Genomic DNA, 19,188 nt, shown 5'->3' on the forward strand with positions numbered 1-19,188 from the left:
GCCGAGCTGTGGCTCCCGGTCGAACGGATGACGCCGGCCGTCTAACTCAGGATGCGGCGTCGCGTGCCCACCGTTCGCGGGGCGGCACCTCTTCCCACCGCTCCCGCAACGGCGCGTCCGCATCGACGGGCCGGTAGATCGGAGCCCCACGGATGCAGAGCCCCCAGAACCAGGTTCGGCCGCACGCCAGGCACTCCAGGTAGCTGACGATCGTGAACTTCAGGTCGGATTCCGCCAGCGCGAGCATGTCGCCGAGCGGTACGTCGCCGCGGATGAAGCGCATCCGGCCGTCGTTGACGCGACGTTCGAGCTCGTCACTCGTGAGCTGGATGGCGATGTCGTTCGGAGGCCTTCCGTCGTTGTGCACGAGCGCGGTCTCGCAGACGTCGCAGCTCACATCCATACCGCCAGGCTACCCAGGGGTGGCGTCCGGAGGCTGTCGGGTAGGCGTGGATTCGGTGGCGAGTCGCCTGCCAGAGTGGGGCCATGACGCCTCGACGAAGACTCGTCCCACCGCTCGCGATCGCCGCGGTAGCACTGGCGCTCGCCGGCTGCGCGAGTGCGGGCGGCTACACCGATCTGGAAAGCACCGAGACGCGGGTGTTGCCGGATGCCGTGACCGAGGATGCGCTGGCGAATTTCGATGTCGACTCAATGAGGTGGGTGGGCGAGCACGAGGGGACCGACGTGTGGCTGGGGTGGGGGAGTAGGGAGGGGGAGGTCTGCATTCTCTTCTCTGCGGACGTTGATGCGTGGGTGACAGGATGCGCGGGAGCAGGCGAGCAGATGACGCTCTCGGGACGCGGTCCGCAGCGGTTCGTGGTCGTCCCCGACGGGCAACCCGCCCCGGAGGGGTTCGCAGCGATCTCACACAACGTCTACGTCGCATCGACCGAAGAGTAGGCGCGGACTTCGGCGAGGCAGACGGCCTCCTCGCCGATCGGAGACAGCTCGATCCGCAGGGCGACAGGCAGCGTCAGTCCTCGACGTGCCCCACCGACTTGGCCTCGAGGAATGCGCAGAGCTCGGCCGCGACCGAGAGCTCGGCGGCGAGGCGCTGCATCTCGAAGCTCGTGAGGACCGTCATCTCGGCCTGAGGTTCGATCGTGACGCGCCACCGCGAGTCTCCGACCTCGATCGGCTCCATGTAGAGCGAGATGTCCGCGTTGTGCAGCGGCACGATCACGAGACCGGTGTCAGCGCCCTCGGACCCGTCCTGCACTGCGACACGGATCAGGTCCCCCGCCTCGCGTGAGCGGTGGAACTCTTCGAGCCAGGTCTCGAGCGTCGCTTTGCTTCTGAAGGGCACGGGGGATCCTCGCGTTCTGCATGGGCGCGGACCTGCAAAACCGCGCCGTTGCCGCGATCGTAACCCGGCGGGCGGACAAAGCGATCGATGGCGGGTGATCCGTGGAAAGAGTGGGAGTGTTCGCCCGTCACTCGCGCCGCATCAACGCGTTGAGCTGGCCATAGTCCTCGCCGTCGAGGAGAGCATCGAATGTCCCCGCCGTCAGCGCCTCTGCCGCAGCGCGACGCACCAGTGCGTATGCAGCCTGGGCGACACTCGAACCCAGGCTCACTCGCGCCGCACCGAGTCTCCCGAGCGCCGCTGTCGATACGGGCCGCGAACTCGGTCGGTGACAATGTGCCGTCCTCGATGTTGATCCCGGCCGCGCCCGCGTCGAGCACGGCGTCGATCGTGCGTGCGACGCCGTGTGACGAATCGGGATACCCGCCCTCGATATCTGCCGAGACCGGCACGGAGACGGCGTCGATGATGCGCCTTACGGCACCTGCGGCTTCGGCGTGGGTGAGGGCATCGCCATCGGGTCGGCCGAGTGACCACGCCACCCCGGCGCTGGTGGTGGCGATCGCAGGTGCGCCGGCAGCCTCCATGATCCGTGCGCTCGCCGCATCCCACGCGTTGACGAGGACGAACGGATGCGGCGAGTCGAGGCAGAGGGCGCGGAAGGCGGCGGTCGCGGTGTCGTTGTTCACCCCTTCAGCCAACGCGATCGAGCCGTTGCCGTCTGGCGGATTCCGGCCCTCACCGTCGACACGCCGCCCCCGGCGCCTCCCGATCAGTGGAAGCTCAGTACTTCGTCGCCCCACGCGGCTCGCAGTGACGCGTCCAGATCCGGCACGAGGTGATCCTGATGGTCGATCACCAGCGTGCTGCGCCCTCGATCGACCGAGTAGGACTCCCAGGGAGCCGAGCCGTCCGCATCCGGTGACTCTCCGTGCGCGAAGGCGGTCCACCGCTGCTGCATGCGAGCCGAGATGCTCTCGGCCACCCGGCGGCCGCCGAGGCGGAACGTCGGGTCCTTCGGCCCACTCGTCAGGTTGCCCCAGAGGTACGGCAGCTCGGTGGCGTGCGTCGCGCCGAGTCCGATCAGGCGGAGGAACGGGGCCGCGTGGTCGAAGCGGTACAGCCAGACATCCGCCACCTGCGAATGCCCCTCCGCGATCCACACGCTCGGCATGCGGAATCCGATGTCCCGCGCGATTCCGAGCCCGATCGCGCGTTGCCGCGCGTGCTCGTACGCGGTGCGCACGTCATCGAACGTCGGCAGCTCGAGAGCGGGATTGTCCGCGGCCATGTCGCCGAACATGTCGCGCAGGCGTTCGTCGGTGATGGGGATCAGCGGCGACTTCATGAACTTGAACAGGGATGCCTCGTCCTTGTTCGTCCCGATGAGCAGCGGGACGGCAAGTCCCCTGCCCTCGCGCAGCACGACGGCGGGTGCCTCCGGCAGGAGGTCGCCGTCGATGACCGGTGCGAAGGCGAGCACGCCGGGGTCGGCGTCGGGCACCTGCGCGTAGATCTCCATGCCCGCGTCGACGATCTGCTGCGACGTTGCGGCACGCAGCGCTTCCGCCGCATCCGGCTGCGTCTCATCGATGCGCAGTGCTGCGGTGAAACGCGCGGCGACCGCCCGGGCGCGCTCGGCGCCGTAGACGCTGGATGCGGGGGAGGACTCGGCGATGGCCCGGTGGAACAGCCCGCGCGCGGACGGTGTGGCCAGCAGCGTGGTCACGAGCCCGCCGCCGGCGGACTCGCCGAAGACGGTCACGCGGTCGGGGTCTCCGCCGAAGGCGCGGATGTTCTGCTGCACCCACTCGAGGGCGAGCAGCACGTCCTTCAGCGCGAGATTGCGGTCGAAACCCTGCTCGGGGAGCAGCGAAGCGAGATCGAGGAAGCCGAATGCACCGAGGCGATAGTTCACCGTGACCACCACGACGTCGCCGTGCGTCACGAGCGAGGTCGCGTCGAACAGGGGCTGGCTGGATGCCCCGAACGTGTACGCGCCGCCGTGCACCCACACCATGACAGGACGCGCGCGCTCGCTCTCGGATGCGGGTGCCCACACGTTGAGTCGGAGGCAGTCCTCGTCCATGACGGCGTCATCGCCGAGCGGGACGGCGGGGTTCACGCTCTGCGGGCAGACCGGACCGTAGCGCGTCGCATCGGTCTCGTCCGCGACGGGCTTCGCCGCAACCGGATCGCTCCACCGGGCGTCGCCGGTGGGCGGCTCGGCGAAGCGGATGCCGCGCCACGACAGAACCGGACCGAGCTCGAGTCCGCGGAACGAACCGGCCGGCGCGTGGGCGAGTCGAGTGCCGGCGGGAGAGATGTCGTCGGGGTGGGACATGTTCGTTCCTTTCCGGGTCAGGAGAACAGCTGGTGGACGAGGTGAGCGGCCTCGTTCGCGGCGAGGACCGCGAACAGCACCGTCATGATCACGGCGTTGTGCGCGATCATCTCGCTCTTCAGCCGCTCCAGACCCTTGGCGACGGTGGCGGATCCGCTGGTGGCGAGCAGCGTCGGGATGATGAGGGCGAGTGAGCCGGCCACGGCGAAGGCGATACACAGGCCGACGGCCGCCAGGACCGGCAGGTGCGCGGCCCCGATGGTTGCCCCGGCCTTCAACTCGAGTGGGATGTTCTTCGAGTTGGTCACGGCCATCAGCAGGCCGAGACCGCCGGCGCGTGCGGGGGTGATCGAGTCGATCGCCGAGAGCCAGCCCGGCGTGCGCGGCGCGGCTCCGCCTCGCGGTCGCGACAGCCAGCTGGTGACGGCCAAGACGGTGAATCCGACGGTCAACAGGATCGTCAGCACGAGCACGACGATCTTCGAGGCCGCCGATCCGCCCGACGACGACGCGCCGGCGGTCGTCGCGGCACCCAGTGCCGTGAACGCGAGCGTGACGGCCAGGAATGCGCCGGTGTACGCGAGCGAGGCGACCCTCCCGCGGGCCGACAGCAGGATCGCCACGATCGCCACGATCGGAAGCGGCGAGATCATCAGCCCCACAGCGGCGGGGATCAGCGAGGGAAGGTCGTGCGTGTTCATCGGATGCTCCATCTGCGTGCCGCGGACCGGCGACTGCAGACGTTACGACGCGGATGTCTGCGCGTGAGGCGGATGTTCGGTGGACACGACAGGGGAGGCCGCGCCGAGATCGATCACCGCCTCCAGGAGCGCCCCCGACCCATCGGCTCGCAACCGTGCGCCGCGCCCGCGAGCGGCCGACGACCCGCGCAGCGTCGCTCCCCGCGGCAGGCCTCCGGGCGAGCGCACCTGCACCCGCAGGCGCGGGCCCGCGCCCGTCGCGACGACGTCCAGATCGATCGCGGCCGCGGCGGGAACGCTGTGCTTGACGGCGTTCAGCAACCCCTCCGCGACGATCTCGAACACATCGTCGCGTGCAGTCGCTGATGCCTCGAGAGCCCTCCGCGCATCCCTGCTCATCCGCATGCGGACGTCGACGACAGGGCGCCACGTCTCGACGAGGTCGACCAGTGACTGGACGGATGCTCCATCGCGCGGCCGGTCGAAGACCGAGGGGAGCCCGGCGAGCAGAGGATCGAGCTCGTCGCGCACGTCGCGAAGCGTGGTCGGTGTCCAGTGATCCGGTGCGGCGAGCGCGCGAACGCACGCCCCCTGCGCGTCACGGTGCAGTTCGCGCGCCGCGTCTTCCAGGGCCGCGCGTGCGGCCGACGTCCCCACGCGTCCGATCCGCTGCGCGACGCGCACGGTCGAGGTCAGACGCCGCTCCTCGACCCTGAGCGCGGACGCCGTGCCGGCGCAGAGCGCGCACGCCGTGGCGAAGGCGGGATAGGCCAGAACAGGTACGACCGCCAGCGCGAGCGGGATCCCCTGCGCCCATGCCAGCGTGCCCAGACCGAGTCCCACGACCGCCCCGATGGCGAGGAAGGCCGGGATACGGCGCCGGCGGAGGGCGCGCAGACGCGTCACACCGTCGGCGAGGACGGCGCCTGCGGCGAGCACCGCGACACCGACCAGTACCTGCAGTGCCGGCACTGCGCGCAGTGCGTACGGCAAGACGCAGAGGGCGTAGATGACGGCCACGATGCCGGGGGGAGGCAGCCGCAGCGCGGGCCGCATCCGCACGCGCTCGATCGGCACGGCGACGACGGGCTCCGCGGGCGTGGCGGCGAGATCGGCGAGGCGTCGACTCCACCGCCGCACGCTGTCGTCGCTGAACGCGCGCAACGAGGCGGTGTCGGGCCGTTCGGCAGCCAGCGGGCGGAGTTCGTCTCTCAGCTCGTGGCTCGCCGCCTGCACGAGGTTCCGGGCCGCGCTCTCGAAGGCATCGGCATCCTCTCGGGCGTGAGTGAGCGCATGCTGCACCGAGAGCAGGCGGGCGTTGGTCTGCCGCAGTCGGGTGACGTGTGTGGTGAGGATGGCGATGGCCGTCAGCGAGGCCATCCAGACCGTCGCGTTCGTCAGCACGCGGAAGGGCAGCTGCCAGGCGGCCGGCGCGGAGGCACCGAGCACATCGGCGACGGCGTCGTAGGCGAGAGGACGGAGGAGCGCGGAAGCCAGAACGCCGGCCGTCACGATCCAGGGGCGCCAGCGGCGGGGAACACGGCGCTCGCCGAGGGCGGTGGCGACGAGGCCGGCGAGGAACGCGGCGGTCGAAGCCGACGTGGCGCCGAGTGCCGCGATGTCGACGGACGTGGGGGCCGGGCTCATCACGGTGACGGACAGCAGGCCCGCGACGAGGAAGGTCCAGCGCGACACGAAGCGTCCGGAACGAAGCGCATCCCGCGCGGCGCGGGCGAGGCGGTTCACCGCACGGGGCCGAACGCGGCGACGTACAGGGCGGCGGCGGCGACCCTGGGGCTCAGCGCCGGGTCGCCGGTCAGACCGAGACGCTCGAAGATGCGGCTGATCGATCGCTCGACCGCGCGTACGGATGTTTGCGATCGGGCGGCGATCTCGTCGTTGGACCAGCCGCGCGCCACCATCGAGAGCGTCTCGAGTTGATGCCGGGTCAGCCTGCTCAGCGAGTCCTCGCCGTCGCGGCTCGCGGGACCGACGGGAGATTGGGTCGACATGACCGCCTCGACGGCGTCGACGAGCTCGGCGGTGGAGGCGAGGGCGAGCTTGGAGACGAACACCGCTCCCGACACGCCCATCGCGGTCGCCCCCGCCGCGGCGCGCGGATAGCTGCTCAGGAAGACGACTCCGAGGTGGGGCGCGAGCGCCGCGAGTCCGGCTGCCAGTTCGGCGCCGGACGGGCGGGAACCGAGGTCGATGTCGGCGAGGAGCACGTCGGGATCGAACTCGGCGAACAGACGTGTCGCCTCGGCTGCGCTCTCGGCTCCGCGGGTCTCGAACCCGTGCTGGTTCAGCGTCTCGCAGACGAGCAGCCGCATGGCGGCCTGGTCCTCGACGACGAGCACGCGTCGCACCCATCTGCCGGTCACATCCACAAGATATGTGATCCCGGGCCGCGCGGCGCGCCCACGTTTCGCCCAACCTGTGAGGCGTACATGTGGCGGGCGTAACGTCCGGCTATGGAGACACAGACACGAACGGGCGGCGCAGACGCCGCCACGCTGGGCCTGGGATCGGTGCTCGTGGGTTCGCTGCCTGCGGCCCTGATGACCGATGACGCCCCCGAACGCTACACGGTGGAGACGGTGTTCACCCGACGCCCGCAGAAGGACGAAGTGGCGGCGATCCTCGACGGGGAGACCCGCGACTTTCTCACCAGAGCCGGATACCCGACGGTGGAGGTCGCCGTGTCGGATCGACGGCTCGAGATCGCCAACACGAACCTCGAGGAACTGCGTGACGGACTCGCTGCCGTCCTGATGGACCGACTGGCCGAGATCAGCGAGCGCGTGCGTGCCGTGCGTGACGCTGCGGACGTGCGCATGAAGGACGCGGCAGACCACGAGCACACGCGAGCAGCGGCCGTGGTGGCGCTCGCCGAATCCGTGCACTTCGGCGCGTCGGGCCCGGCGGACGCGGACGCGGCGCAGCTGTCCGAGTGGGATGGCGAGGGCGGTCACGAGCGCATGCCGCGCTCGTGATGGGGGGGCGGCGAGGATGATGAACGAGTTCCGCGCGACCATGCCCCGAACCGCCCACGCTCCTCGCGGCGCGAGCGAGTTCACCGCACTCGCCCAGATGGTGCGTGAACGCGGACTTCTCAGGCGACGATACGGGTACTACTGGACGAAGCTGATCGGGCTGCCGTTGCTGCTGGCCGCCAGCCTTCTGCTGTTCGTGTGGATCGGTGACACCTGGTGGCAACTGTTCACGGCGGCGTTCCTGGCGATGCTCTTCACGCAGATCGCGTTTCTCGGCCATGACTCGGCGCATCGCCAGATCTTCGTCTCCGGCAAATGGAACGACTGGGTGAGTCTGGTGCTCGGCGACCTTCTGGTCGGCATGAGCTACGGGTGGTGGCAGCACAAGCACACTCGCCACCATGCGAATCCGAACAAGCTGGGGGCGGACCCCGACATCGAGCTGCCGGTGATCGTTGTCGCCCCGGACAAGCGCGCCCCTCGAGGTGTCGTCGTCACCTGGCTCCGCGCACATCAGGGCATGTTCTTCTTCCCGATCCTGCTCCTCGAAGGGGTGTCGCTGCACGCATCCGGGGTCGCGCGGGTGGCGAAGCCGGGGCGACTGGACCGGCGATGGGTCGAGATCGGCTTCCTCGCGGTACGCCTGCTCGGATTCCCCCTTCTCGTGTTCCTCGTGCTGTCGCCGGCGATCGCGTTCGTCTTCCTCGCGGTGCAGCTCGGGATCTTCGGCTTCTACATGGGCGTCTCCTTCGCCCCGAACCACAAGGGGATGCCGATCGTTCCTCGCGATGCCACGATCGACTTCCTTCGCCGTCAGGCGATGATGAGCCGCAACATCCGCGGCAATCGCGTGCTCGACACGGCCATGGGTGGGCTGAACTACCAGATCGAGCACCACCTGTTCCCGTCGATGCCGCGTCCGCATCTGCGCAAGGCGGCACCGATGATCGCCGAGTACTGCCGCGCGCACGGCGTGCCGTACGTGCAGACGGGATTGTTCGCGTCCTACGCGATCATCGTCCGCTACATCAACCGCGTCGGGCTCGGAGAGCGCGACGTGTTCAGCTGCCCGCTGGTTGAGCAGCGCAGCCAGATCGCGCCGTCCGCCTGACGAGGTGTGTCAGCTGCGATTACGGCGCGAGCGTTGACGGATGATGCCGAAGATGAGCGTGCCGACGAAGAGCACGATGCCGATGACGGCCAGCCAGAGCAGACCCTCGAACGCGAAACCCACGACCGACAGCACCACCCATACAACGAGCAAGATGAGAAGAACTGTCCACATGTGCCTCACCGTACGCGCCTTCCGGCGCTCGCGGGCCGGATCGGGCACATCGGCGCAGAATCGTGCTCCCGTCGCTTCACGATCTCACCGATCACCGTCGCTGGTCGGTCAGGGGGCGCCCAGCGGGGCGTGACACAGTGGGGGAGTGCTCCGCCTCGGTGATGGCATATCGAATCGAGAAGAGGGCGCACATGCCGACATGGTGGGAAGAACTGCTGCACATCACGACGGGTCGTGTCGGCCGTCACGCTGATCTGCCGGACCTGCGGCACCTGCCTTCGCAGCCGGTGGCGCTCGAGCGGACGCACTACATCGTGAACGACCGCGAGCGTCACGGCGACGAGCATCGCACCTACGTCCTGCGTCGTGCAAAGCACTCGCGCCGCGACAGAGGAGGAATCTCGGTCACCTCGAACGGACGCGGCGTGGGGTATCTCCCCGCCGCTGCGGCCCACGAGGTGGGCCCGCTGATCGACCGTCTGGGCGGTGCCGTCGTCGTCAACGGCGCGGGCGCCAGGGACGGTGGCATCCGCCTCTGGGTCGACCTTCCAGAGATCGACAACCTCCGACAGTTCGTCGACAGTGCAGAGCGCACTGATCCGGCGGCATCGACCACTCTCTGAGGACGGTACCGGTGGCTAGCGCCGTGCCGCCCGGGCGCGCTCCTTGATCGCGTCGATGACGGCGGTCTTCGCGTCCGCGTAGGCGTTCATGTCGTCCCAGTCGCGCTGCATGAGCTCGCGTTTCGTCCGCTCGTAGAGAGCGCGATCGGCCGCATCCGTTCGCAACCGATCGCGCAGCAGGAGGTACTCGTCCACGGCGCGAGCGTCCTGCTCGCACACGTGCACGTGAACATCGCGCTGGGGTGTGCGCACCAGGCGGTGGCCGGGTTCCCTTACCCGCAGCGCGTAACCCGCCCCGAGCAGCGCGTCGAGGTAGTCCTCTTCCGCGGTGATGTCGTCGACGGTGACGAGGATGTCGATGATCGGCTTCGCGGCGAGGCCCGGCACGGACGTCGATCCGATGTGCGCGATCTGGATCTGCCGCCCCGTGAGCGCCAGACGGATGCGGTCGCGATGCTCCGCGAACGCAACGGGCCAGCTCGGGTCGTAGCCGTGGATGCCGACGGTCACCGGTTCCGGTCCGCCGACCAGCTCGAGGGATGTGACGTCGGGGCGACGGCGAGCGGGCATGACTTCATCATCTCGTGTCGCCGGCCACGCCGCGTGGGATCTACGCGGGGGAGACGGCGCCGAGCTCTGCGGTGTCGCCGCGCAGCGCGCGCTTCGACGTGAAGCGCCAGCCGAGCGGAACCGCGATGGTTGCCGCGATCCACATCGCCACGGCGGGAACAGAAACCGCGTTCATCCCATCGCCCGAAAGATCGGACCAGGGCGCCGTGAAGGCGAGGGTGGTGGTACCGATGCCGACCACCGCGCCGAAGACGGTGAAAGCAACGAGGTGAAGGGGCACCGAGGCGGCGGTGCGCAGCATCCATCCCAGACCGTACGCCAGCGGTGAACCGATGAGGAGCGCGGCGAGCGACCACGGCACTGCGTAGATGAGCGCGATCAGCGCACCCGAGTACAACATCGCCGCCGATGCGAGCGTCGAGAACAGGAGGAACCACAGCCACGCCATGCAGGCGCCTCGCGCGAACTCGCGGAACGTGAACGCCATCGGTGCGGCGTTCGTTCGCGGCGACGGCCTCGTGGGTGATGCGCTCACGGTCCGAACATAGCAACGCATCACCTGACCCTGGCCTCGGGGCCTCGCATCCGCGACACTGAGCGCATGCGCACCCTCCGCACCCAGGTCTGCATCGCCGGGGGAGGTCCGGCCGGCATCATGCTCGGGCTGCTCCTCGCCCGGGCCGGGGTCGCGGTCGTCGTTCTCGAGAAGCACGCCGACTTCTTCCGCGACTTCCGCGGCGACACGGTGCATCCCTCGACGCTCGACATCATCGATGCGCTCGGACTGCGCGAGAGCTTCGACGCCATCGAACACCGCCCGCTCGACACCCTCGACGCCGTGGTGAACGGCGTGCGAGTGCACGCGATCGACTTCCGCACCCTGCGCGGTGCGAACCGCATCCTGACGCTCATGCCGCAGTGGGATCTGCTCGACCTCCTCGCCGATGCCGCCCGACGTGAGCCGAGCTTCACGCTGCTGATGGGCGCGGACGTGACCGGTGTCATGCGCTCCGGCGCGCGCATGAACGGCGTGGAGGTCACCACCGCGGATGGTCCCCTCCGCGTCGACGCGGCGCTCGTGGTCGCCGCCGACGGGCGAGGCTCCACTGTGCGCGAGGCCGTCGGCGTGGCGCCGGTGGCGACGGGCGTCGGTATCGACGTGCTGTGGTTCCGCGTGCCCGAACCTGCGACGCCCGTGCCCGAGACGCTCGCGTGGCTCTCCGGCAGCGGCATGCTCATCACCATTCCGCGGCCGGGGTACTTCCAGTGCGGGCTCGTGGTCGGCAAGGGCACGTTCGGTGCGATCCGCGAGGACGGCATCGACGCGTTCCGGATGCGGGTGGCACGGGCGGCGCCACCGATCGCGTCCGAGCTGGGTGCCGTCGCCTCCTTCGACGACGTCAAACTGCTCTCGGTCGAGATCAATCATCTGCGGCGCTGGTGGCAGCCCGGCCTGCTGTTCATCGGTGATGCGGCACACGCCATGTCGCCGGCGTTCGGCGTCGGCATCAACTATGCGATCCAGGATGCGGTCGCCGCTGCGCGCCTTCTCGTTCCCGCACTCGGCGACGGGCCCGCCGCCATCGACCGGGCATGTGCCGCGCTGCAGCGTCGCAGAGCCTTGCCCACTCGCGCGATGCAGCGGCTCCAGCAGGTCGTGCACCGCGTGATCGGACGCCCGCGCGCCCGCATCCTGCACAATCCGCCGACGCGCTCGGAGCGGATCGTGCTGCGCCTCGCGATCCCGATCGCGCGCCGTCTGCTACCGCGTCTCGTGGGCTACGGGTTCCGGCCCGAATGCCTCCGTCCCGACGAACGTCCTACGCTGGCTGCGTGAGTGACGACTACCGTTCCCGGCTGCGTCCGCTGCTCGCGGCCGAGTCCGAGCGCGCGGCCGACGTGTTGCAGCGGATGGCCGATGCGACCGAGAGCCGCCACGACATCGTGATCGAGGTGTTCCTCGAGCAGGATGCGGAGGGCCCCTTCACGTTCATGGCCCGCTTCGACGGGCCGGATCACTTCGCTCTCGACCGGCGCTTCGACGACGAGCGCGGGGTGTTCGACGTCGTCTGGGGCGAGACGGGGTGGAAGCCCGATGTGCCCGAGCGGCCGGACGCGTGGACGTTCGACGACCTCGAAGAGGTGCTCGTCGAGCTGGCCGCCGAGTGGCTCGCACCGCTCATCCCCGCGGAGCCTGCGCGCGTCCGCTGGGAGGTCGCCTCGCCCGACGGCGGGACCGACAGCGTCCCGTTGGAACCGCGCCGGGCGAGGAGCTGACCGATGACGACCGACGACCTCATCCCTCGCGTCCGCATCCCCTTGGCGGGCGCATACGAGATCGACACCGACCGCGAGCGCATCGACCTGGAGCGCGTGCACCGGTGGCTGTCGACCGACGCGTTCTGGGCGCTGGGACGCTCGTTCGATGTGGTGCAGCGCGCGGCGGCTGCATCCGTCAACTTCGGTGTCTACGACCCTGCGGGTGCGCAGGTGGGTTACGCCCGCGTCGTCACCGACGGCGTCACCTTCGGATGGCTGTGCGACGTGTACGTCGCGCCCGAGGTGCGCGGACTCGGGCTGGGGAAGGCACTGGCCGCAGCGGTGGTCGATGCGACGCGCCCGCTCGGTCTGAAACGCCTCATGCTCTCGACCCTCGACGCGCACGAGCTCTACGCCCGTGTGGGCTTCGCACCCTTCCCCGACCCCGACCGGCTCATGGTCGTCGGCGCCTCATGACGGGGGAGGAGCTCACGCCGACCAGCCGCCGGAGTGCCGCGCACTACACCTGGGGCGAGGTGTCCGAGGGATGGCGCCTCGTCGACGGGCCTGACCTGTCGGTCATCGAGGAACGGGTGCCCGCGGGCGCGGGGGAGCAGTGGCATGTCCACGACACTGCGCGGCAGTTCTTCTACGTTCTCGAAGGCCGCGCTCACCTTCACACCGCTGACGGCGTCATCGACTTCTCGGCGGGCGAGGGTGTCGAGGTGCCGGCCGGCGTCCCGCATCGCTTCGCCAACCCGGGGCCCGCGGACGTGCGGTTCCTTGTGGTGAGCGCGCCATCGACGCGGGGAGATCGACGCGCGGTCGACGTCCCCTGACCCTCGGCGCTCACTCCACCTCGGCGACGGCGGTCCGCGGGAGAAGCGGCACGGCGAGTAGGCACACGGCGACGACCACCAGCAAGGCCACGAGTGTCGTCGACACCGCTCCGACGTCCCCCGCGGGAAGGAGCGTGAGGAAGATGCTCGTGACGAGCGCCGATCCGATGCCGTTCGCCACCTGCTGCACGGCGCTGAGCGATCCGCTCGCCGATCCCGCATCCTGCGCGTCGACGTCGCCGAGTGCGGTGTTGAAGATCGAGCTGAAGCAGATCCCCGCACCGACGCCCATCAACAGGGTCGCCACGGCGAGCTGCCACCACGCCACGCTGGTGCCCGCGATCGTGACGAACAACAGCATGAGGCCGATCCCGACGAGCACCGCCACGAGTCCCAGCACCACGAGACGACGGGCGAGCTTGACGATGAGGGCCGCGGCGATGCCGGAGCCGCCCATGATCCCGATCGTCAGGGGGATGAGGCTGAGCGAGGTCTGGGTCGGGGTGTACCCGAGGCTGAACTGGAAGAACAGCGAGATCACGTACATCAATCCGCTGAAGGCGGCGAAGACCAGCAGGCCGACGATGAGCCCCGCCGTGAAGCCACGGTTGGCGAGCAGGCTGCGAGCCAGCAGCGGCTCGCTCGTCCGGGCCTGACGCCAGACGAAGCCGACGAAGACGACGGCGCCCACTGCGATAGCCGCCAGCGCGAGCATGCTCCATCCCTCGCTCGATCCCTCGATGAGGCCGAACAGGACGGCGAAGAGCGAGACGACGAGCAGCACGCTTCCCCAGACGTCGATGCGGGTGGCGGGGCGCGCGGGAACATGGGGCAGGTACTTCACGGCCATGACGAGGGCGATCCCGCCCAGGACGAGGTTGATGAGGAAGACCGGTCGCCACTGCAGCCCGAAGAGGTCCGCGTCGATGAGCAGGCCCCCGAGGATGGGACCCGCCACCGCGAAGACGCCGAGCATGGGCGCGAAGACGCCGAACGCCTTCTGCAGCATGGGCTTCGGGAAGGTGGCCGTCATGATCGCCATGCCCTGGGGGATGAGGAACGCACCGAACAGCCCCTGCCCTACACGCGCGGCGACGAGCACCTCCGGCGTGGGAGCGAGCCCTGCGACAGCGGATGCGGCGATGAATCCGCTCATCCCGACGAGGAAGGTGCCGCGCTGGCCGAACTTGTCTCCGACCTTCCCGCCGAGGACGAGAAGCGAACCGAGTGCCAGGGCGTAGGCGGCGCCGAGCCACTTGATCAGGCTCGCATCCGCACCCAGATCGGCCACGATCGATGGCGCCGCGATGTTCGTGATGGTCGAGTCGACGAGATCCATGGCATCCGCCAGGAGAACGACGATGAGCGTCAACCACACGCCCTTGGTGGTGAGAGTGGTGGTGAGGTCGGTCTGAGACATGCGTTCTCCAATCGGGACGAACGCGATCGTAACGAACATGTTCGTAACGATCAAGTGCGTATAGTCGAACCATGAGTCGCCCCGAGCCCGTGAGTCGTCGCGCGCGCCCCGCGAAGTCCCCGCTGTCTCGCGCGGCGATCATCGACGCCGCTGTCGCTGTGGTGCAGAAGGAGGGCGCCGCCAAGCTGACGATGCGCAGGCTCGCCTCGGAGCTCGACACCGGGCCCGCCTCGCTCTACGTCTACGTCAAGAACACGACGGAACTGAACGCCCTCCTGATCGACCGTTACCTCGCCGAGCTCGACTTGGCATGGAGCGAGAGCGAGCCGTGGCGAGACCGTCTAGAGCGCGTGCTCGACGACTACGCACGGTTGCTGGCGGGGCAGCCGGGTCTCGCATCTGCGGCGCTCACCACCTGGCCGGACGGCACCCACTACCTCGACCTGCTCGAACTCCTGATGCGGCTCCTGCGCTCGGCGGGGGTCGACGGTGAGGATGCGGCGCGCGGCGTCGATCTGCTTCTGCAGCACGCCACCGCATCCGCGGCCGAGTGGGCGGCGCGCGCGAGCGGTGGGCAGGAGCTGTCCGATCTCACCCAGATCCTGGACGCGGCACAGCCGCGCCGCCATCCTGAGCTGCGTGCAGCAGGAGCGGCGTTGTTCACGGCCGGGAGCCCCGAGGAGCGCAGCCGCTGGGCGACGCGCGCGATCGTGAACGGCATCCTCTCGAGTGCGCGGGGCGAGGGGGCCTGATCTGCGAATCGCACGGCCGCAGGCCGCGGGCGAGCCTTGACATGAACGCGGTGATCCTAGGATGACGCGCGTGACCGTCGACACCGCCCCGTTGACCGCCCGGATCGAGCGTCGAGCGCTCCGCGCCTACCGGCGCTCGCTTCCGTCCACCGTCCGTCCGCGGTTGGCCGGCGTCCTCGCGCGGGTCGTGGTTCTCATCGTCTTCCCGCTGGCGCTGCTGGTGACGTGGATGGTGATCATCGACGGGGCGTTCTTCGCCGACGGGGACTGGGCGCTGATCGCGATCCTCTTCCCGCTCGCGATACCGCCGGTGATCGGCGTCGTACTGCTCGTGCAGGCGATCCGGCGCCGAACGGGAGTGCGTCCGTACCGGCTGAACGGCTTCGCCGAGGCCAATGGATTCACTTATGAACCGTACGCGGCGGCCCCGCCCCTGCCGGGGATGATCTTCACACGGCCCGGGCAGTCATCCGCGTTCGTCACCGACACCCTCCGCCGGCGTGAGGGGTACGCGCTGGAGATCGGCAACCACACGTGCACGACGGGCTCGGGCAGGAGCACGACCACCTATCGATGGGGCTATGCGGCGATGCGCCTTCCCGTCACATTGCCGCACATCGTGCTCGACGCGCACGGCAACAACGCGATCGGTCGGCCGAGGCTGCCGATCGCCTTCGCGAAGAACCAGCGGTTGTCCCTCGAGGGCGACTTCGACCGCTTCTTCACCCTCTACTGCCCGGACGGGTACGAGACGGATGCGCTGTATCTCTTCTCACCCGACACGATGGCCGTCTTCGTCGACGAGGCGGCTCGCCTCGACGTCGAACTCGTCGACGACTACCTGTTCCTCTACTACCCGGGCCAACTCGCGACACTCGATCCGGCGATGTGGGAACGGCTCCTGGCCACCGTGGACGCCCTCTCGGAGCGGTTGCTGCGGTGGGAACGCTGGCGGGACGATCGCCTACAGCGCTCGAACGACGTCTCGGGCGGGATCTTCAGGGGGCCGGGAAGCGGCCTCGGCGTTGCGCGGCAGGGACGCCGACTGTCGGTGAAGGAGGACTGGTGGTGGGTCCTTGGCGCTGCAGTAGCCGTCTTCGGGTTCGCCAATCTCGTCCATGATCTGGTTACCGGGTGGTTCTCCTAGGCCGTGAGTCGACCCACCGAATCACACGGCCACGGCACGCGCGCCGCATCCATCCGCCTGGGATGATGCACACCACAGTCTCCGTCGAAAGGACCCGCATGAGCACGCGCTCCGACCTCTCCTCCGTCCGTCGCGCAGGCGGTTTCGCCGTCGCCGCCGGCACACTCTTCGCCGCCACGGGCGCCGCGGCGTGGGTCACGGTCACGAGCCAGCTGCGCGCCGAGAAGATCACCGTGCCGGCGAACGCGCCCGCGCTCGCCGGGGCGCCCGTGCAGGGCCCGGTCAGCGCCTACATCGAGGCGCAGGTCATCAAGGGCAACGCGGAGCGCGGTGCCGGTGGTCGCACCTACGCCGACATCAGCGCGGCCCTGCAGAAGGTCGAGAAGGGGAGTCAGGAGGAGACCGACCTGCGCAAGCAGAGTGCCGCCCTGTCCACCGCATCCGCCCTGCGCACCTCGCTGTTCACGTCCGTGCTGGCCTATGGCGTCTCAGCCTTCGCCGCCGGCATGGGCGCCTTGCTCGTGGTGGTCGGCGGGCAGCTGCGGCGCGCCGGGCACTGAGGCGACCGCATTCGCGGCTGGTAAATTCTCCGAGGCGATCACCGCTCTGGCACGTGGTGCCCCGGTTCCCGATCGCCGTCTCGATCCCGCCTTCCGCGAGAGGACTCCCGCATGACGGACACCCAGATCTTTGAGCCCGACGGCCGCGCCATCCCGTTCGCGGTCGAGGGCGACGGCCCCGGCCTGGTCCTGCTGCCGGCGCAGGGCCTGAACATCGGCTACCTCGAGGCCCTCGGGCACTCCGTCGCACAGGAGGACTTCCGCGTCGTGCGCATCGGCACGCGTCGCCCCACGGAAGCGGCCGTCTCGCTGCACGAGCTCGCACAGGATGTCGTCGACGTGCTGGACCACCTCGGCATCGACCACGCGTGGATCGGCGGGCACGCCTTCGGCGGCACCGTCGCGCGCCTGGTCGCTATCGACCACCACGACCGCGTGAACGGCGTCCTGCTGCTCGGCGTCGAGGGGGCGGCCGGCTCCGACGAGCTCGATCTCTCCGCCGCCCCGGAGGAGCTTCGCGACGCCGAGGTCGACGGCCTGCAGCGCGCCGCCCGCGAGGCGCTCGGTGAGCTCCCCGCCCTGGCGGCCGGTGTTCCCGTGCTCGTGGTGCAGGGCGCGGACGACCGCATCACGCCCCCCTCGAACGGCGAGGACCTGCGCGCCTCGGCACCCGAGCTGGTGAGCGTCGTGAACGTCGACGGCGGCAAGCATCTCTTCCCGGCGACCCACACCGGTGCCGTGTCGTGGGCGATCGAGGACTACCTCGACTGGGACTGAGCCCGCATCCTTCGACGAAGGGCCGGCGCGTCTGCGGACGCCCGGCCCTTCGGCGTTCCCGCTTCCTTGCTGCCGAGAGCAGGGTCGTCCCACGCCCGAACTCCTGCAATCCGTGCGTGTGCGGCGCCGCGGTGGCGGCCGCATTCGGTTCTGCAGGAGTTCGGGCGATCCGGCCCTGCAACTAATCGACAGATGTAGCGTAAGTATGTCGAAAGGAGTTCCACATGGGACGTGTCAGTGGAAAGGTCGCGTTGATCAGCGGAGGCGCTCGAGGCATGGGAGCCTCGCACGCGCGGCTGCTCGTGCAGGAAGGCGCGCAGGTGGTCATCGGTGATCTGCTGGATGCGGAAGGCGAGGCTCTGGTCGCAGAACTCGGCGATGGGGCACGCTACGTGCATCTGGACGTCACGAAGTATGAGGACTGGGAGGCCGCCGTCGCCCTCGCCGAGAGCGCGTTCGGTCGTCTCGACATCGTCGTCAACAATGCGGGCATCGCGACCTTCGGATCCATCGAGACCTACGAGCTCGCGCAGTGGGATCAGATCATCGCGATCAACCTCACCGGTGTGTTCTACGGCATCAAGGCGGCGATCGAGGCGCTCAAGCGCAGCGGCGCCGGCTCGATCATCAACGTGTCGTCGACGGCCGGGCTCCAGGGATACGAGGCGTTGCCCGGCTACAACGCGGCGAAGTTCGGCGTGCGCGGCCTCACGAAGAACGCGGCGCTCGATCTCGGTCGCTACAACATCCGGGTGAACTCCATCCACCCCGGTGTCATCCGCACGCCGATGACCGACGGTCTCGACACGGCGCAGAACCATGTCGCACTGCACCGCGTCGGCGAGCCCATCGAGCTGTCGAACCTCGTGCTGTTCCTGGCGAGCGACGAGTCGAGCTTCTCGACCGGCGCCGAGTTCGTCGCCGACGGTGGGGAGACCGCGGGGCTGGCACACTACGAGGCGTGACGATCGATCCTCGGCAAGCCCGCACCAGCGCCGCTCTGCGTGCGGCGCTGGTGCGCTTGCTCGCACACCGGCCTCTCGACACGATCTCGGTCTCCGAGCTCTGCCGTGAGGCCGGCGTGCATCGCACCACGTTCTACAAGCACGCCAAAGACGTCGACCGTTTCGCCGTCGTGACCTTCAGTGCGGACCTCGACGCGCTTGCCGCCGTGAGCCCGGAGAGCGACGATCCCATCGAGACGGCGGGGGAGTACCTGGTGGCCATGCGCAGCCTGCTGGAGATGCTGGCGGAACAGCGTCCCGTCTACCGGGCTCTGTTCGCCTCATCGGCCCGCGGTGCATTCCGCGCGGCGATCGGCGCGCGGCTGGTCTACCGGGTGCATCTCGCTCTCGAGCACTTCGCCGTATCCGGTGTCGTGGGAGCGCCGCGCATCGCGCGCGACCAGGACGAGGCCGCGGCCTTCATCGCCGGCGCCCTCGTGGGCATCCTCGACGTCTGGACGCAGGAAGACGACACGGATGCGGACGCCGCCGCGTCCCGCGTGCTGCGTCTGATGCCCGGATGGTGGCCCGTCCGCGCGTGACCCCGGCCGTCGCGCCAGGCAACAACCCCGTGCGCGCCGGACCCCGCGGCAGAATGGGCG

Annotated in this window: 25 protein-coding genes and 1 pseudogene; 14 read left to right on the plus strand and 12 right to left on the minus strand. The window is 69.3% G+C overall.

Translation table 11 applies throughout. The annotated features are described in order from the left end of the window. Nucleotides 1–46 precede the first annotated feature (46 nt). Complete coding sequence (locus LXM64_RS06055) at nt 47–403, minus strand: hypothetical protein (RefSeq protein WP_234075042.1); 357 nt, start codon at nt 401–403, stop codon at nt 47–49. 83 nt (nt 404–486) lie between these two features. On the opposite strand from LXM64_RS06055, the gene LXM64_RS06060 reads away from it, so the two are divergent. Then, nucleotides 487–903 carry a hypothetical protein gene (locus LXM64_RS06060; RefSeq protein ID WP_234075043.1) on the plus strand — a complete coding sequence of 139 codons (417 nt, stop codon included), beginning with the start codon at nt 487–489 and terminating at the stop codon, nt 901–903. A gap of 73 nt (nt 904–976) precedes the next feature. On the opposite strand, the gene LXM64_RS06065 is transcribed toward LXM64_RS06060, so the two are convergent. From LXM64_RS06065 to LXM64_RS06095, 7 genes and pseudogenes are all read right to left on the minus strand, one after another. Continuing rightward, nucleotides 977–1,309, minus strand: coding sequence for a hypothetical protein (locus tag LXM64_RS06065; protein ID WP_234075044.1), 333 nt, complete (start codon nt 1,307–1,309; stop codon nt 977–979). A 127-nt stretch (nt 1,310–1,436) separates the two neighbouring features. Beyond that, nucleotides 1,437–1,580, minus strand: coding sequence for a hypothetical protein (locus tag LXM64_RS06070; RefSeq protein ID WP_234075540.1), 144 nt, complete (start codon nt 1,578–1,580; stop codon nt 1,437–1,439). Between the two features lie 76 nt (nt 1,581–1,656). After that, nucleotides 1,657–1,896, minus strand: a pseudogene (locus LXM64_RS16105) (isocitrate lyase/phosphoenolpyruvate mutase family protein); the annotation flags it as partial. A gap of 185 nt (nt 1,897–2,081) precedes the next feature. Then, nucleotides 2,082–3,653, minus strand: coding sequence for a carboxylesterase/lipase family protein (locus LXM64_RS06080; protein WP_234075045.1), 1,572 nt, complete (start codon nt 3,651–3,653; stop codon nt 2,082–2,084). A 17-nt stretch (nt 3,654–3,670) separates the two neighbouring features. After that, nucleotides 3,671–4,354, minus strand: a complete 684-nt coding sequence (locus LXM64_RS06085; RefSeq protein ID WP_234075046.1) for a GAP family protein — start codon at nt 4,352–4,354, stop codon at nt 3,671–3,673. Between the two features lie 42 nt (nt 4,355–4,396). Next, a complete protein-coding gene (locus LXM64_RS06090; RefSeq protein WP_234075047.1) occupies nt 4,397–6,100 on the minus strand; it encodes a hypothetical protein in 1,704 nt (567 codons plus the stop codon). Further along, entirely contained in the window at nt 6,097–6,738 is a 642-nt protein-coding gene (locus LXM64_RS06095; RefSeq protein ID WP_234075048.1) for a response regulator, read from the minus strand. The genes LXM64_RS06090 and LXM64_RS06095 overlap by 4 nt, the downstream gene beginning before the upstream one ends. Nucleotides 6,739–6,828: 90 nt before the next feature. On the opposite strand from LXM64_RS06095, the gene LXM64_RS06100 reads away from it, so the two are divergent. Both LXM64_RS06100 and LXM64_RS06105 read left to right on the plus strand, forming a co-directional pair. Further along, on the plus strand, nt 6,829–7,350 hold the full coding sequence (locus LXM64_RS06100; protein ID WP_234075049.1) for a hypothetical protein: 522 nt from the start codon (nt 6,829–6,831) through the stop codon (nt 7,348–7,350). A gap of 19 nt (nt 7,351–7,369) precedes the next feature. Beyond that, entirely contained in the window at nt 7,370–8,461 is a 1,092-nt protein-coding gene (locus LXM64_RS06105; protein WP_234075050.1) for a fatty acid desaturase family protein, read from the plus strand. Between the two features lie 9 nt (nt 8,462–8,470). On the opposite strand, the gene LXM64_RS06110 is transcribed toward LXM64_RS06105, so the two are convergent. Beyond that, on the minus strand, nt 8,471–8,635 hold the full coding sequence (locus LXM64_RS06110; RefSeq protein WP_234075051.1) for a hypothetical protein: 165 nt from the start codon (nt 8,633–8,635) through the stop codon (nt 8,471–8,473). Nucleotides 8,636–8,826: 191 nt separating this feature from the next. Between LXM64_RS06110 and LXM64_RS06115 the strand changes: the two genes are divergently transcribed. Next, nucleotides 8,827–9,258, plus strand: a complete 432-nt coding sequence (locus LXM64_RS06115) for an HIRAN domain-containing protein (protein WP_234075052.1) — start codon at nt 8,827–8,829, stop codon at nt 9,256–9,258. A gap of 15 nt (nt 9,259–9,273) precedes the next feature. On the opposite strand, the gene LXM64_RS06120 is transcribed toward LXM64_RS06115, so the two are convergent. Then, nucleotides 9,274–9,828: a GrpB family protein gene (locus LXM64_RS06120; RefSeq protein ID WP_234075053.1), complete on the minus strand. Its 555-nt coding sequence runs from the start codon at nt 9,826–9,828 to the stop codon at nt 9,274–9,276. Nucleotides 9,829–9,868: 40 nt separating this feature from the next. Continuing rightward, nucleotides 9,869–10,363 (minus strand): hypothetical protein, encoded by a 495-nt coding sequence (locus LXM64_RS06125; protein WP_234075054.1) that lies wholly within the window; start codon nt 10,361–10,363, stop codon nt 9,869–9,871. A gap of 66 nt (nt 10,364–10,429) precedes the next feature. On the opposite strand from LXM64_RS06125, the gene LXM64_RS06130 reads away from it, so the two are divergent. From LXM64_RS06130 to LXM64_RS06145, 4 genes are read left to right on the plus strand one after another with little or no spacing between them, the layout of a single operon-like run. Beyond that, nucleotides 10,430–11,665, plus strand: a complete 1,236-nt coding sequence (locus LXM64_RS06130; RefSeq protein ID WP_234075055.1) for an FAD-dependent oxidoreductase — start codon at nt 10,430–10,432, stop codon at nt 11,663–11,665. Next, complete coding sequence (locus tag LXM64_RS06135) at nt 11,662–12,105, plus strand: DUF6389 family protein (RefSeq protein WP_234075056.1); 444 nt, start codon at nt 11,662–11,664, stop codon at nt 12,103–12,105. Before LXM64_RS06130 ends, LXM64_RS06135 begins: the two co-directional genes overlap by 4 nt. A 3-nt stretch (nt 12,106–12,108) precedes the next feature. Beyond that, a complete protein-coding gene (locus LXM64_RS06140; RefSeq protein ID WP_234075057.1) occupies nt 12,109–12,564 on the plus strand; it encodes a GNAT family N-acetyltransferase in 456 nt (151 codons plus the stop codon). Further along, nucleotides 12,561–12,926, plus strand: coding sequence for a cupin domain-containing protein (locus tag LXM64_RS06145; RefSeq protein ID WP_234075058.1), 366 nt, complete (start codon nt 12,561–12,563; stop codon nt 12,924–12,926). The genes LXM64_RS06140 and LXM64_RS06145 overlap by 4 nt, the downstream gene beginning before the upstream one ends. A gap of 10 nt (nt 12,927–12,936) precedes the next feature. On the opposite strand, the gene LXM64_RS06150 is transcribed toward LXM64_RS06145, so the two are convergent. Beyond that, on the minus strand, nt 12,937–14,346 hold the full coding sequence (locus tag LXM64_RS06150; protein ID WP_234075059.1) for an MFS transporter: 1,410 nt from the start codon (nt 14,344–14,346) through the stop codon (nt 12,937–12,939). Nucleotides 14,347–14,417: 71 nt separating this feature from the next. Here LXM64_RS06150 and LXM64_RS06155 point away from each other — a divergent pair, with 71 nt between their 5' ends. The 6 genes from LXM64_RS06155 to LXM64_RS06180 all read left to right on the plus strand — a co-directional run bounded on the left by LXM64_RS06155 (nt 14,418) and on the right by LXM64_RS06180 (nt 19,128). Next, a complete protein-coding gene (locus LXM64_RS06155) occupies nt 14,418–15,098 on the plus strand; it encodes a TetR/AcrR family transcriptional regulator (protein ID WP_234075060.1) in 681 nt (226 codons plus the stop codon). 70 nt (nt 15,099–15,168) lie between these two features. Continuing rightward, on the plus strand, nt 15,169–16,245 hold the full coding sequence (locus tag LXM64_RS06160; protein WP_234075061.1) for a hypothetical protein: 1,077 nt from the start codon (nt 15,169–15,171) through the stop codon (nt 16,243–16,245). A gap of 98 nt (nt 16,246–16,343) precedes the next feature. Continuing rightward, the gene (locus LXM64_RS06165; protein WP_234075062.1) at nt 16,344–16,805 is read left to right on the plus strand and encodes an aromatic ring-opening dioxygenase LigA; all 462 of its coding nucleotides are present in this window, start codon (nt 16,344–16,346) and stop codon (nt 16,803–16,805) included. A gap of 111 nt (nt 16,806–16,916) precedes the next feature. Then, the gene (locus LXM64_RS06170) at nt 16,917–17,582 is read left to right on the plus strand and encodes an alpha/beta fold hydrolase (protein WP_234075063.1); all 666 of its coding nucleotides are present in this window, start codon (nt 16,917–16,919) and stop codon (nt 17,580–17,582) included. A 224-nt stretch (nt 17,583–17,806) separates the two neighbouring features. Next, a complete protein-coding gene (locus LXM64_RS06175; RefSeq protein ID WP_234075064.1) occupies nt 17,807–18,547 on the plus strand; it encodes an SDR family oxidoreductase in 741 nt (246 codons plus the stop codon). After that, the gene (locus tag LXM64_RS06180; protein WP_234075065.1) at nt 18,544–19,128 is read left to right on the plus strand and encodes a TetR/AcrR family transcriptional regulator; all 585 of its coding nucleotides are present in this window, start codon (nt 18,544–18,546) and stop codon (nt 19,126–19,128) included. Before LXM64_RS06175 ends, LXM64_RS06180 begins: the two co-directional genes overlap by 4 nt. Nucleotides 19,129–19,188: the final 60 nt, after the last annotated feature.

The sequence above is a fragment of the Microbacterium binotii genome (assembly GCF_021398715.1).
GTDB classification, from domain to species: domain Bacteria; phylum Actinomycetota; class Actinomycetes; order Actinomycetales; family Microbacteriaceae; genus Microbacterium; species Microbacterium binotii_A.

Excerpts from the sequence above, each read along its gene's own strand:
- LXM64_RS06055 (WP_234075042.1), bottom strand. The coding sequence starts at position 403 with ATGGATGTGAGCTGCGACGTCTGCGAGACCGCGCTCGTGCACAACGAC.
- LXM64_RS06060 (WP_234075043.1), top strand. The coding sequence starts at position 487 with ATGACGCCTCGACGAAGACTCGTCCCACCGCTCGCGATCGCCGCGGTA.
- LXM64_RS06080 (WP_234075045.1), bottom strand. The coding sequence starts at position 3,653 with ATGTCCCACCCCGACGACATCTCTCCCGCCGGCACTCGACTCGCCCAC.
- LXM64_RS06085 (WP_234075046.1), bottom strand. The coding sequence starts at position 4,354 with ATGAACACGCACGACCTTCCCTCGCTGATCCCCGCCGCTGTGGGGCTG.
- LXM64_RS06100 (WP_234075049.1), top strand. The coding sequence starts at position 6,829 with ATGGAGACACAGACACGAACGGGCGGCGCAGACGCCGCCACGCTGGGC.
- LXM64_RS06105 (WP_234075050.1), top strand. The coding sequence starts at position 7,370 with ATGAACGAGTTCCGCGCGACCATGCCCCGAACCGCCCACGCTCCTCGC.
- LXM64_RS06110 (WP_234075051.1), bottom strand. The coding sequence starts at position 8,635 with ATGTGGACAGTTCTTCTCATCTTGCTCGTTGTATGGGTGGTGCTGTCG.
- LXM64_RS06115 (WP_234075052.1), top strand. The coding sequence starts at position 8,827 with ATGCCGACATGGTGGGAAGAACTGCTGCACATCACGACGGGTCGTGTC.
- LXM64_RS06120 (WP_234075053.1), bottom strand. The coding sequence starts at position 9,828 with ATGCCCGCTCGCCGTCGCCCCGACGTCACATCCCTCGAGCTGGTCGGC.
- LXM64_RS06130 (WP_234075055.1), top strand. The coding sequence starts at position 10,430 with ATGCGCACCCTCCGCACCCAGGTCTGCATCGCCGGGGGAGGTCCGGCC.
- LXM64_RS06140 (WP_234075057.1), top strand. The coding sequence starts at position 12,109 with ATGACGACCGACGACCTCATCCCTCGCGTCCGCATCCCCTTGGCGGGC.
- LXM64_RS06145 (WP_234075058.1), top strand. The coding sequence starts at position 12,561 with ATGACGGGGGAGGAGCTCACGCCGACCAGCCGCCGGAGTGCCGCGCAC.
- LXM64_RS06150 (WP_234075059.1), bottom strand. The coding sequence starts at position 14,346 with ATGTCTCAGACCGACCTCACCACCACTCTCACCACCAAGGGCGTGTGG.
- LXM64_RS06155 (WP_234075060.1), top strand. The coding sequence starts at position 14,418 with ATGAGTCGCCCCGAGCCCGTGAGTCGTCGCGCGCGCCCCGCGAAGTCC.
- LXM64_RS06165 (WP_234075062.1), top strand. The coding sequence starts at position 16,344 with ATGAGCACGCGCTCCGACCTCTCCTCCGTCCGTCGCGCAGGCGGTTTC.
- LXM64_RS06170 (WP_234075063.1), top strand. The coding sequence starts at position 16,917 with ATGACGGACACCCAGATCTTTGAGCCCGACGGCCGCGCCATCCCGTTC.
- LXM64_RS06175 (WP_234075064.1), top strand. The coding sequence starts at position 17,807 with ATGGGACGTGTCAGTGGAAAGGTCGCGTTGATCAGCGGAGGCGCTCGA.